This is a genomic window from Actinophytocola sp. (assembly GCF_050699935.1).
GTDB lineage: Bacteria > Actinomycetota > Actinomycetes > Mycobacteriales > Pseudonocardiaceae > Actinophytocola.
Genome location: NZ_JBOHGB010000008.1, coordinates 77,765 through 90,450, shown reverse-complemented (window position 1 = coordinate 90,450; position 12,686 = coordinate 77,765). Strand labels below are relative to the sequence as shown.

The 12,686-nt window shown below is 67.9% G+C and carries 10 protein-coding genes; 5 read left to right on the top strand and 5 right to left on the bottom strand.

Annotated features, from left to right (window positions below):
- Positions 1-41: 41 nt before the first annotated feature.
- Positions 42-185, bottom strand: coding sequence for a hypothetical protein (locus ACRDTB_RS05555; RefSeq protein WP_431428854.1), 144 nt, complete (start codon positions 183-185; stop codon positions 42-44).
- A gap of 756 nt (positions 186-941) precedes the next feature.
- Between ACRDTB_RS05555 and ACRDTB_RS05550 the strand changes: the two genes are divergently transcribed.
- The gene (locus tag ACRDTB_RS05550) at positions 942-1,487 is read left to right on the top strand and encodes a dihydrofolate reductase family protein (protein WP_431428853.1); all 546 of its coding nucleotides are present in this window, start codon (positions 942-944) and stop codon (positions 1,485-1,487) included.
- A gap of 471 nt (positions 1,488-1,958) precedes the next feature.
- Here the strand turns inward: ACRDTB_RS05550 and ACRDTB_RS05545 are convergent, their stop codons facing one another.
- The 3 genes from ACRDTB_RS05545 to ACRDTB_RS05535 all read right to left on the bottom strand — a co-directional run bounded on the left by ACRDTB_RS05545 (position 1,959) and on the right by ACRDTB_RS05535 (position 3,920).
- The gene (locus tag ACRDTB_RS05545; RefSeq protein WP_431428852.1) at positions 1,959-2,681 is read right to left on the bottom strand and encodes a hypothetical protein; all 723 of its coding nucleotides are present in this window, start codon (positions 2,679-2,681) and stop codon (positions 1,959-1,961) included.
- A complete protein-coding gene (locus ACRDTB_RS05540; RefSeq protein WP_431428851.1) occupies positions 2,681-3,220 on the bottom strand; it encodes a hypothetical protein in 540 nt (179 codons plus the stop codon). Before ACRDTB_RS05540 ends, ACRDTB_RS05545 begins: the two co-directional genes overlap by 1 nt.
- Before the next feature lie 208 nt (positions 3,221-3,428).
- Entirely contained in the window at positions 3,429-3,920 is a 492-nt protein-coding gene (locus ACRDTB_RS05535) for a hypothetical protein (RefSeq protein ID WP_431428850.1), read from the bottom strand.
- A gap of 493 nt (positions 3,921-4,413) precedes the next feature.
- Between ACRDTB_RS05535 and ACRDTB_RS05530 the strand changes: the two genes are divergently transcribed.
- The 4 genes from ACRDTB_RS05530 (at position 4,414) to ACRDTB_RS05515 (ending at position 8,336) form a co-directional block, all read left to right on the top strand.
- The gene (locus tag ACRDTB_RS05530) at positions 4,414-5,925 is read left to right on the top strand and encodes a competence protein CoiA (RefSeq protein ID WP_431428849.1); all 1,512 of its coding nucleotides are present in this window, start codon (positions 4,414-4,416) and stop codon (positions 5,923-5,925) included.
- Between the two features lie 462 nt (positions 5,926-6,387).
- Positions 6,388-6,849, top strand: coding sequence for a hypothetical protein (locus ACRDTB_RS05525; RefSeq protein WP_431428848.1), 462 nt, complete (start codon positions 6,388-6,390; stop codon positions 6,847-6,849).
- Positions 6,850-6,851: 2 nt separating this feature from the next.
- Positions 6,852-7,274, top strand: a complete 423-nt coding sequence (locus ACRDTB_RS05520) for a hypothetical protein (protein ID WP_431428847.1) — start codon at positions 6,852-6,854, stop codon at positions 7,272-7,274.
- Between the two features lie 678 nt (positions 7,275-7,952).
- Positions 7,953-8,336, top strand: a complete 384-nt coding sequence (locus ACRDTB_RS05515) for a hypothetical protein (RefSeq protein ID WP_431428846.1) — start codon at positions 7,953-7,955, stop codon at positions 8,334-8,336.
- Between the two features lie 404 nt (positions 8,337-8,740).
- On the opposite strand, the gene mobF is transcribed toward ACRDTB_RS05515, so the two are convergent.
- Complete coding sequence (mobF, locus tag ACRDTB_RS05510; RefSeq protein WP_431428845.1) at positions 8,741-12,553, bottom strand: MobF family relaxase; 3,813 nt, start codon at positions 12,551-12,553, stop codon at positions 8,741-8,743.
- Between the last annotated feature and the right edge of the window lie 133 nt (positions 12,554-12,686).

The following is a 12,686-nucleotide window of genomic DNA, read 5'->3' as shown; positions in this document are numbered from 1 at the left end:
GCGGCGACAGGAAACGCCGCCGCCGCTTCTTCACCCAGGGGTCACTCGGGGATGTTCAGCCCATCGCCGCCCGCGTCGCCGTGACCGTCACCGCCGCCGTAAGTGGACGGGTCACCGTGGGCCAGGTCGAGGCGGTCACGCATCACCGTCAAGTCGCGCACACCGATCACCAGCTCGTCCTCCATGGGGGATCTACTACCTCTCCTTCGGTGTGAGCACCCTGGCTGGTGCTCACAGGGTTCCCAAGGCGTCGAGGCTAGCGCCCATAGGGTCTGCAGGAGCATATGCGAAACGAATTTTCGCCACAACGCTTTGATCATCACCCGGTTGGCCCAGCACCGTGACCGCTCGGACTGGCTCGCCGATGTGTCACGGACGGTAACGTGTCTGCGCGGCGCGGAGGCGGCACTGATGACGCTCCTCGCTGTCGGCCGCGCCGGCCGCCGCGATCTGCCTTCGCGCTCCCGGTAGGCCAAGTGCAGTCCCGTCGAACCTGCTCGCCTCCGACGCGCGCCTGCGATGGTCGCGTTTCAGTTAATCCGCAGAACATGGCGAGACACAGAGTGTGAACACGGCGTACCCCACCCTGTACTCTCTGCAGCGATCCATGGTCGCCGCGCCATCCATGTTGATTCCCGGGCAGGGCGACTGCGGCCGCGTGCGATCACTACAGCTAGCCGCCCGCCGAGCCGATGCTGATCAGCGGGCAGTCGAGGTGGTACTGAAGGTTGCTCGCTGTAGCCGGGAGAGTGACCGGCGTGGGGCCGCAACCGCGTCAGGTGCTGCGCGGGTCGAGGCACGCCACGGGTGTGAATCCGGCCCTTCGGACGGTGGTCATCGATGAACGGGCGCGACGGTGTCGATATCCGAGCCGACGGTTCGACGTAGCTGTGTAACGCGCCGGGCAGCCACTGGCGCTCGACCAACACAAGGAGTGAGCGATGTCCTCGACTGTGCTGCACCTGTCCTTGTCTCTCAACGGATTCGCCGCAGGGCCTAACGTGAGCCCGGACAACGGACTCGGTGACGGCGGAGAGCGGCTGCACGAGTGGCCCTTTCCAGACGCAGATCACGGCGCGAACCGCCAGATCTACGAAGAGTTCATGTCCACCGGAGCCATTGTCGCCGGAAGCGGGAGCGTCGAAACCGCAGGCGGGCGGGGAGGGGACTATCACGACGGTGTGCCCATCTACATCCCCAGCCCCCACCCGGCGCCCTCCTGGGCGGTGGATTGGCCCGCTGTGCACTACGTGAGCGACATCGACACCGCCATACGAGATGCTAAACACACGGCCCGCGACAAGAACGTGCTTGTCCATGGGGCGAGCACCGCACGGCGCGCACTGACCGCCGGGCTACTCGACGAACTCGAAATCCACCTGATCCCGGTCCTCTACTTCGGCGATGAGCGGCGCGAGTTGGAGAGGGTCAGAGTTCTCGAAGGAGAGGACGGCGTCACTCACCTTCGCTACCGCGTCCGCCGCTGATGGCTCACCGGGCCTACATGAACGCCCAGGTAGCAGGTGTTCAGCACGACGACACGGGCGTTGACGGCGCCGCACAGATCAGCGGCGGGGACGTCCAGGACGGTGGCCACGTGGCCACCGTCGAGGGTCCGTGTGGCCGAGCACCACGAGGATGTCGGCTGGTGTTTGCTGCGCGCTCAGCACGGGTTCGCCGGCGTTGCCGGAGACGATCCGCGGATCGACCTTGACGTTGCCTGGGCTGGTTTGCTCCAGGTGAGCGTGCAGGTGTCTGGCCTGGCTGGCGAAGGTGCAGGTTCGGCGGCGCGGACCAGCTCACACGGGGCACCGTCGTACCGCAATGTCCGCAGGCCGTGCTCGTCGATCACTGCCAGCACGTTCTGTTCGGCCGGGCCGAACTGGACTCCGCGCCGGGTGGGGGTACGGGTCATCCGCTCCATCCTTCGGTGAATCGGCTCTGTTTGTGTTGGGACATCAGGAGTTGGTGGGTTGTTCCGGCGGCAGCAACTCCTCGATGCCCAAGGCCAGCCGCTGGACGACCTGGTTCCAGGTCTGACCGGTGGCTTCGGCCAGCCAGCGGATGAGTAGTTGCTCGACGAGGAGGTTCACCCCGGCTTGACGCGAGCGGATCTCGTTGTTCCAGGCGAGCACGGATTCCAGAGCGCGGGCGTCGTCAGGTGGAAGGGGTGTACGGATCGGCACGGCGTGTGTGCCGGTGCGGTTGACGCTCGCGATCAGCGCGAGGGTTTCGTCGATGCTCTTGCCCTCCCCGATGATGGTCAGGCTGCGCAGCCACTCGTTCACCAGCTCACGCGGATCGATCACCGGCAGCGCTGGACGTTGCCCGAGCGGCCACACCCGCAACCCGCCTGCCGACTCATCGGTGACCGGCTCGACGACGTAACCCAAGGCCGCCAACGCCGCCATGTACGACCGTTCCTCGTGTAGACGTTCCTCGTCAGCGTTCCCGCTGTGGCGCACCAGGAACGTCGGGCCCAGCCCGACGTCCTCGACTCGGTACCCAGCCCGAACCCGACCGCCACTCTTTTCCTGATGCGGATGGAATCCGGCAAGGTATAGGGCCTGGCGGATGGCGTCCGCCTCATTGGCCCGGTCGATCAGCGGCGGACGCTCGTGTCCGGCCGCCGGCTTCTCGTCCCCGGTGTCCCTGGCCGGTTTGCGCCGGAACCACCCCATCACCCTGCTCCGGTGGCCGAACCAGCGAGCGTGCCGTCGACCCATTGGATGAATTTCAGCGGCGAGCCGTCGAAGTGTTCGCGGACGCGGGCTTGGATGGCGCGCACATCGTGGCCGGGCAGGAAGTCCCGGTCGGTTGGGTCGCCGCAGCCGCAGGCGCAGGGTCGGTAGATGAACGGCTTCTCCTCCGGGAGTTCGCAGTAACCGACCGGATTCTGCGACCCGTTGGCCACCGGGTCGGGCTGGTTGAGCCAGGCATCTCGCACCGGGTGACCATCAGTCAACACCGCGCCCTCCAGGGCAACGCGATCGCCGTGGACGGCCACGCCAGTGATCTCACCGACCGCGCGGATCAGGCCCTCGCCGACGATGACCGCGAACCGCTGCCGGGTCGCCTTGTCGGCGTTCATCCGCCACACGCCCCGCCCGGTCTTCCACGCCTCGGCCTCGGTCATCCGGGGGAAGTACCCGATGAACGAGCGGCCCAGGGGGTCGTCCTGCACAGTCTCGTAGTTCCCGAGCTTCAACCGGATCGCCACGGCGACCTCCATCTACCGAAACCCGCTTCCGTTGACGACAAGCCCATCACCATGAACCCGTTTTGAACAGAGCTGTCACCGCATAGCAGGACCGGGTTCACGCTGATGGGGCAACGCCTTTGCGAACCCGGCCACCGGAGGCGTTCAAGTAGCCGTGCTCTGCCGGACGGTTCTCGGTGGAGCGCGACCATCTTCGCTGCGAGCTTGATCAGCCTGGACGGACGTGTGGGCAGAGTGGGCGCTGCTCGTAGCCGCCGGGTACTCCGGTGCCGACGGCTGTCCAGAACGCTTGTGAGTCGGCGAAGTGGCCGCCGAGGGTATGCCAGCTCAGGCCAGGGTGTTCGATACGCAGCGCTGCCAAGCCGGCGCTGGCCAAGCCACACCCCTGAAGGTCCGGATCGGTGTAGGGCTGCTCGACCCAGCCGAGCTGGCAGCGGCGGCAGACTTGGTAATCGACGGCGAACGCGGGCTGGCCGTCGAGGATGGCGGCCCGCTCACGCCAACCAGGCCGCTCACCGGACATCGTGTCCTGCCAGGGCGTGCTCAACTCAGGCGCCACCGGACGGCCACGTGGTTCGCCGAGCCTGCCACGGCTGATCCACCGCAGGGCCACACGCCACGGTTCCCGACCCGATACGCGGCCCACCCGATGGGCTTGCCCAGCCAGCTGCCGGACCGCCTCCGCGTTGTCGCTCACCATGTCACCAATCGTGCCTCGACCCCATCGCGCTCGGACGACGGGAGCATCTGGGCGATCGCCTCGTTGCTACTCGCTTCGTTCGGGCAACGTGCAGGGCTCATCGGTGCCGGTCCGTATCGCCGGCCGGGGGGTGCTGTCGTGTCGCGCCGCGGCTGAATGCGGAATCGTGGCTTGGCGAGCGCCACCCACCGCTGCCCCCGTGATCGCTGCCATCCAAGTCCGTCGTCAACGGTCCTTTATTAGGCGCGCGGTCGTCCATGAGGTCGCGACGATCATCGGGAACCCTCGATCCAATGTGAGTCGATCAGAATTGACGACAGTGTTTGACGACAGGTAGGACTCTGAGTGTCGCCAATGGGTGCAAAGGACGGCGCGGTTATGGCGAACTTGGTCTTCACACAGGTTTCCGCCGTGGACGGCGAGGCATATCTGATCTACTGGCAACGACTCGGTACCACGAACACGACAACCAGCGACCCGCACGGTGGTGACCGTGCCCGCGTGGAGCTTGCGTCAGCGGCTACTCGCCTCGAACACGGCGGCCGCTGACGTGGCGTTCGCCGCGGTCCATCCCGAGGCTGGCCGCATCGACGCCACCCTGCTGGACCTCGGATGCGGGATGAGTTGGGCCGCGGTGCACAAGGCCCGGCCCCGGGTCGCGCTGCGCTGCCCCGCGTGCGGGCACGGCGTGCACGCCAAGGTCTCCAGCCGCAAGCTGCGGTACTTCGCTCACGACCCTGGTCGGCCCGCTGACTGCGTGTGGCTCAACGAGTCGCTGGAGCATCACCGGCTGAAGCTGGCGCTGGCGACCGCGATTCGCACTGTCGGCTGGCGTGCCGATCTAGAAGCCCGTGCCCCGAACGGCAGCTGGCGCGCGGACGTGCTGGCCGTCTCGCTCGATGGGACGCACCAGGTGGCCTGGGAAGCGCAGCTCTCGCCGATCACCGACGAGGACATCAGCGAGCGCACCCTCCGCTACCAGAACGACGGCGTCGGCGTGTGCTGGGTCAGCACCGCCGCACGGGTGCCGTGGATGGGGGTCGTGCCCTCCATCCGGGTCCGCGACACAGATAGCGACACCAACGGGAACGCTGACGATGTTGCCCGTGATGCTGACGGTGATGTGGATCATGACCTGGCGTGGACCGTCATCGACGGTGTTGCCGGCTTCCGCTACTCCGATGGCGCCTGGCGCATCCAACGCCTTCCCCTGGACGCTTTTGTCGGCTGGGTGCTTTACGAGCAGACCTTCGTCCACCAGGTCCGAACCCGCTACCGACGGATCGGGATCGGAGCCGAGAGGCGCTACGTCCGACGCCACCTGATCTGGACAACCTCCCGCAGCGTCGACGAAATGATCCGGCACGACGCCATGCGGCAACGACAAGACGAGCGCAAGCGCCAACAGCGGGAGCGGGAGCAGACGGCCGAGCAGCGCCGCAGGGACGAAGCCGAGGCACGGCGGCAGGAGGAGCAACGCCAACGCGAGATCGCCGAGGCCGCCGAGCGGGCCCGCCGCGAACAACAGTGGGAAGAACAACGGCGGCAGTGGGCGCTGGAAGCCGCACAGGCGCGACGTCAGCGGGAAGCCGAGGAACGCCGACGCCAGGAACAGGCACGGGCTGCCGAACAAGAGCGGCTCCAGCAGGAGCAGCGTGAGCAGCAGGCCGCGCGCCAGTGGTGGCAGGCGGTGTCATCCGCGCAGGTGGACGAGTTGCGCGCCGCTGTGGCTGACCCGGTGTGGAAGAAGGACGGCATCCGCCTCGAGTTCGACTCCCACGGACCCCCCGCCTCCTGCGGCTACGGCATCGCGATCTACCGAAGCCGCCAGCTGTATGGGGTGCTGCGTCCCAGCCCAGCCTCCCTGCACCGAGTTCCCCGAATCGTCCCGGTGTTCGTGCGTAACGCACGCGAAGCCCACCTACTCACCGAGACCGGAAGGATCGAACCGGACCGCGTCATCCACTTCGACCTACCGGAGTACGAACAACTGTCGCTGATCTAGAAGACCGCAGGGGACAGTGGGGTTCGCGAGACGGACAACGTGATGGCTTCTTCGAGCGAGGTCACTGGCCAGTTTTGTGGGCACGCCACTCGGGTCAGGGTCTTCGCGATGTTCTCGTGCCAGCCCAGTTCACAGCCAGTCACCGTGACATGGTGATCAGCCGGATCGGCACCACGACCTGCCACAGGACGTCAACGACCTGATACCACTGCTCGTTGTCGAACACGACCAGCTCGCGGACCCGGGGCACATGCTCGGCCTGCCGTTGTTGTAGCGGATCTCGCCGTCGTCGCCGGGCAGCGTGTATCCGACGTCGACCACGTGATGCCTTCCTGCCCGAGGATTGATCTCCCATGGTTCCTTACCGCCACAGAGAGCCGCCAGCAACCAGGACACCACACCAAGGATGCGACATGCGCAACCTATTGCGATCATCGCACTCTGTTGCGCATACTGTTTCACATGGCGAAGCGAGACATGATCGATGATCTGGTGGACATCATGCATCCGATGCCTGACCCGCCGCCCGAGGACGCGACCGAGGACGAGCAGGAGGGCCACGACGCATGGCGCGGCGAGGTCGACGGGCAGCGGCGCGCGTTCGAGCAGAACGTGCGGCTGGCCGACGAGAACGCCGACTTCTACTACGACCCCCTGCTGGCCGAGATCGCCCGCGCCCGCACGGAGATGCGCGCCGCCGAGGCGCGCATGCGGCTGCTCGTGGCCTACGCCCGCGAGTTCACCACACCACAGCCGTACCAACTCAAGGATCTCGCCGCAGTCACGGGGATGTCGATCTCGGGCACCCGCACCGCGTACGGCGATACCGAGATCACCGACGTCGCCCGGAGACTCGGCCGGCCGCCGCGGCCGCGTGCGGATGCCTCGGCGACACAGCACACCGACTCGACACGGGGCGCCTGACCATGGGCAAGGGGCAACGCAACCGCATCCGGCGCGCCGACCACCACCACCGCCGTCGCAACACCCGGCTGGACGGGCTCACCCTCGACGGTTGGCATACCGTCGGCTTGACCGACCTCGACGATGCCGACTTCGACGATGTCGCGTTCCCCGGCCCGCCGGACGACGCGCTGCTGGACACCACCGACTGCCCGGTCGCCGACCGGTGCGCCGGCTGCGGCGCCGTCAGCGGAATACGCGCGGTCACCTCGGCATTCAGCAAGCCCGGTGGATACGGCGCCGGATACGACGTCGGCTGCGCAACGCTGTGCGGCGTCTGCGACGGCCGATCCTTCCTCCACCTCCTCGACCCGGCCGAACTCGAGCAGGCGTTCGCCCGGCACGCCGCACACCCACACCGGGCCTCGCCTGCGCCTCGCACGTGATCTGCCTGTCCTGCCACCAGAACACCGACTCACGGCGCACAAGCCGTGACCGTCGAGCCGATCCTTCACCTGACCAGCGAGAAGCCGTTACTTTGCGGCTCGGGGTCGGCTTCGGGAGTTCCGGGCCTGAACTGTAACTCCCGAAGCCACGACAGTGGCCGCACACGGTCGATGGCGGACGTGTCAAGTGCTGGACGTCGCCGCACGACGTCCGCTGGTCGGCCGAGTGTGCTGGGGCTCCCCTGAACGGGCGAATTGAAGGTGAAGCCTATGCATTAGTTCCTGGGCTCGACAATCCGCTGGTCAGTGCGGTTGTGTCACTCTCGTTGCCGATCCGGGTAGCGCGAGCGAAAGGAGTCGACTGTTGAGTTGGCGAGACAGGTGCGGGGCCTACGTCGGGGTGGCCGAGTTGAAGGACCGCGGATGGACTCCTTCGATGATCAAGTCGTTTCTCGGCCAGCCAGACGACACGGCGCCGAACCCAGGCGGCCCACGTGCGCCGCGGGTCAAGCTGTGGCTGAGCTCCCGCGTCGACGACGCGGAAGCGACGGACGCCTTTCGGCAGCGGTGGGCGCAGGCTGCGGCACGCCGCACGACTCAGCTCGGACCAGCACGGACTTCGACGCCCACGTCGAAGCCGAGTTCGGTGCCGACTCCGGAGCAACCACGGTGACGGCGATGCCCACGCCGGACAGTGTGCTCGAGGAGCAGTGTGCGGAGCTGTTGCTGCGGTTCCGTCGGCGGCGGATCGCATTGTCGGCGGCGATCATCGAACTCACCGCACTGGCACGGCGCCCAGCCATGCTCACTGATGACGAGCTGGCCAGCCACCTCGCCCGGATCGACCACGCGCACCGGGGCGGCGCGGTGAAGACCCACCTGACCGGTCCGTGGGCCGGCGCGCCGACCGGCCGGGCCATCGCCGGACACCTCGGTGTCGGCAAGACGAAGCTGCGCGCGGTCAGGGACGCCTACTACACCCTCTACCTCGGACTGCGGCCCTACGACGCGGACGAACCCGTCACCCCTACTAGCGACGGGCCATGTGTCAACGCCCGGTGATCTTGGTGGCGAACCGAACCCGATCCCCGGCCTCGCCGCACCGGAAACAGTGAAGGTACCCAGCGGCTCCGGCCGCACACCGAACGCGGTGGATTCGCAGAACGGGCACGCACCCTGCAGCTGGATACCGTCGAGCGGGCGTAGCGCCGTGTGCTCAACGACCAGCTCGACGATTCCGGGAGGTCCAGACAGTGCGGGCTCAGGACCGGTCGGCACTGTGGGGTTTGCCGCACGTCGCGCGTGGCCCCCGAGGTCTGCTCGTCGTCGGCGTGGACGCGCTGCAGGAAATCGCGACGACACCCGGGTGGGCTTCGATGCTCTCCCTCGTCTTTCGCCCTGGTCGTTCGCCCTCATCACAGCGTGACGTTGACCTGCGTCGTCCGAGGATGTGGTTTCGCGGTCAGCTATGGACCGATGTCGGGGCCGGGTGTCGGTTCGGGTGCTGGCTGGGTCTGGGTGTTGGCATGTGGTGGGTCGGTGGTTGGTTGGGAGGCCATGCGAGTGCGGAGGTTGGCGAGGCGGTCGCGGAGGCGGTGGGTGCGGGTCTCGATCTCGTCGTCGGTGTGTGGTTCGGGTATCGGGTTGTCGTTGAGGTATTGGGCGACCCAGGCGCGGGCGCGGCCTTGTTCGCCGCGGTCGCAGGGTGGGAGTAGGACGAGGTGGGCGTCTGGGATGAGCCAGCGTTCGCGGTAGGCGGCGACGTGGCCGGCGCGTCGGATCCAGGTGTCGCGGATGATGGGGTCGACGGGGAGGTCTCCGAGGCTGGCTGCCCAGGCGGGTTGTGTGTGGGCGACGTGTTCACCAAGTTCGTGAACGCGGCTGGCGATCCGATCGGCTCGCGTCTGGAGCCACTCGGTGAGCTCGCGGCGGGCCGGGTCGGTGTCGTTCGGATCGTGCTCGGGTGGGCTAGTTACCCAGCCGGGTAGGAGGTCGGGTCGGCCGGGATCGGGTGCGTGTCGGGGTAGGTCGCGGGCGAGTCGGTAGTGGAGCACTTTCGCCGCGGACCGGGCCGGATTGCGGGGGTCGGAGGCGAACTCGCGCTCGTCGGCACGTTTCTGGAGGAGGGCGACCGGGTCACGGCCAGCATCGTCGAGCTTGAACAGCAGGGAGCGGAGCGCGGGCCACGCGTCGTCCGTGAGGATGTCGTCGGCGTCGACTTCCCCGGTCGGGTTGGGGAAGGCGTCGCGGATCCAGTGTTCGGCTTGTTCGTGGGCGTCGGGTCCGCGGTGTACGTCGAGGCCGTAGTCGTATTCGGGTACGAGGTTGGAGAGCCGGTCGAGGTCGGCGAGGGCCTCGCGCAGGGTTTCGGTGGCGGAGAGTTCGGCGCCTTCGCGGGCGAGGATCGCGGCCAAGGCGCGTATGGCTGGGGTGGCTTCGCGGTAGCGGTAGAACAGGTCACCGGGCAGGATCGTTGGTTCGTCGGGGTGGAGCACGGTTTCAGTGTCGAGGTAGGCGTAGTTGCCGTAGACGCCGCGGGAGAGCGCGACGAGGGCGGCTTCGCGGGTCGCGGCGATGGTCAGGAAGGCGCGGGCGGTGTCGACGGTCATGCCCTGGCTGCGGTGGATGGTGGCGGCGTAGCCGAGTTCGACCCATTCGCGGACGTACCAGGCGGGCAGGGTGCGGCGGCCGCGGTGTTCGATGTGGCGGACGGTGAGCCGTCCGTCCGTGTGGCGTTTCTCGACTTCCCACAGGTCGCCGTTCTTGACGTAGTCCCGGCCGCCGCGGACGACGAGTTGGCGGCGGTTCTTGCGGGTGACGATCCGGTCGCCGACCCCGGCATGGGTGCCGTCGTGCAGCTCAACACCGCCGAGTTCGGCAGCGCCCGTGGCACGGCGTTCAGCCTGGGCACGGGCGGAGAGTTCCCGGGCGACGTCGGCGGAGTCGGACATCATGACCGAGGTGCGGCCGGCGGCGACGTCGGCTTTCCAGTCCGCGTACAACTGGTCGAGCGCGACGGCCCGCACGCCGCCGAACAGCCGCCCGTGTGAGGCGTAGAAGTCGAGCGACTGGGGGTCACCGACACGGAACTGCAGGACAGCGGCGGCTTCGGCGGGGTCGGCGAAGCGGCGGACGTCGGTGAGCTCCACTCCCCCGCTGTCGTGATAGATCAACCGCAGGGCGCCGCCTGCTTCCACGGCGGAGAGCTGGCGGTGGTCTCCGACCAGGCGCACGACCGCGCCGTGCTCGGCGGCGAGGGCGCGCACGCCGTCCAGGGACCGGGTGTCGGCCATGCCGGCCTCGTCGACCAGCAACATGTCCCCGGCATGGATGTCGAGGTCGACGCCGAGGGCGTGCGCGAGCAGCAGGCTGTGGATGGTGTTGGCCCGCACGCCGAGCTCGTCGCCCAGGACACTGGCGGCCACGGCGGAGGGGGCGAAGCCGAGCACGCGGCCGCCGGTCGTCTCCCACGCCTCACGGACCGCCCGCATGGCGGTGCTCTTGCCGGTCCCAGGTGGCCCGATCCCGATCGCGAGGAACTGACCGCTGGAGACGAAATGCTGGACGAGCGCACGCTGGCCGGGGTTGAGCCGGACCTTCTTTCGGCTCGATGTCTCGAACCGGCGGATGGCGAGGTCGCGGGCGAACCGGGACACCACCGGCCCAGCCGCAGTTTGGGAGGCGTCGACGAGGCGTTGTTCGGCGGCGAGGATCTGTTCGCTGGTGTAGCGCTGGGAGCCGTGCCGGGTGAACACCGACTCCCCGTCCGGCCGCTGCAGCAGGCTCGGGACGAGCTCGACCTCGACGTCGAGCAGCACGGACTCGCGGCCGAGCGCCAGCTGGGTGACCGTCTCCACCGCGGCCATCCGCTCCTCGGAGCCGGCGAAGTCGACCGGCCGCAGCTGGCGGTGAGCCTCGGCTCGGATGTGGAAGACGTTCCAGGTCGCCCGGCTGGCGGACACGGCGTCGACGACCGCGGCAGCTGCTTGCTCGGGGTTGTACTCGAGGGAGGTGGCCTGGCGGTGCAGGCACCCGGCGACGACGTCGGGAATGGACCCGCCGGGCAGCAGGTCGTGGGCGTGGCGGGTCCAGTCGGCGATCTGGTCGGCCAGCGTGCGTAGCGCGGACTTGGTCGGCCGGGTGGCGAGCGTGGCCTGCTGGGCGAGCTGGATCTGCACCGTCCTGGACGGCGTGTGTCCGTGGCGGCGCACGTAGTCGCGGACCAGCTCGTCGTACCCGGCCTCGACCTGGGAGCGGCGGCGGCTGAACCCGCGGATCCACTCCCCCGGCATGCCCGCGATCTCCCGAACGGCCCGCTTACCGGGACCTTTCGACACCTCAACGAATTCCGCACCGAAGCGTTCGACAATTCCTTGCTCGACCGCGGAATTGTAGACCTCACTCATGCTGACCGCAGCGGCGTGCAATTGTTTGCTGTCCAACGTGCGCCACCGACCGTCCTCCCCCAATACGCGGTTCGCCACGGTCACGTGGGTGTGCAAGTCCGGATCACCGGCACGCGAATCACGATGGACAAACGCGACCGCGACAAAACCGTGCGACGGCACCTGCGCGATACCACCCGCGCCCATTCTGGTGAAGGCGGCGACCTGCTCGCCGTAGGCGAGTGCGCGTTGCCAGGCGGCCTCGTGGATCTCCTCCACCGCCGTGCGGATCTCGTGGCCGCCCAGCGCCCACAGCAGCGACACCGACTTGACCGGCGAGAAGACCAGGTCGAAGCCAGCCACCGCGTGCCTGGCGCGGCCCAGCTCGTCGGCGATGTACTTCTTGACGTCCTCGCGGGTGATGACCTCGCCTGGCCGCCGCTCGTGGAGCAGGGCGAGCGCGATCTCCTCCTTGATCCGCCGCCGCTCCTCCACGGTCGGGCGGCGGTGGTGGTCGCGCTCGAACTGCGCGTACGCCGTGGTCGTCTTCTTGACGAGCGGGATCTCGTTGTCGTACTGCGCGAACCGGCGCCCCAGCCGCGCCTCCGCGCGGGCCTTCTCGAACGACATCCCGGCGGCGACCCGCTCGGCGATGAACGCGTTCGCGTCCGGCCGCAGACCCTCGCCGAACAAGGCGAGCATCTGCTCTTCCGAGACGATCCCGGACACACCGAGATCGGCAATCCCGGACCCGGCCCACTGGCCTGGCGGGTTGCCTTCAACGGTGTAGTACGCGACGAGCGGATCGTGCGCGGAGCGCTGCACATCCCCGCTGGCGACCTGACGCGTCAGGTATTGGTAGCCATCCCCGGCGTGCAGCACGTGACACGTCATGGTCACCGTGCGGGCCCGTGGCCCCTTCCCCCCAGGGCACCAAGTCTACCCTGCTCCGCGACCGGATTTGCTTCCGCACACTGTGAGTGCCAGAGGTGTGTGATCTTGTGATCTTGAGGAGTTGAGGGGAGAT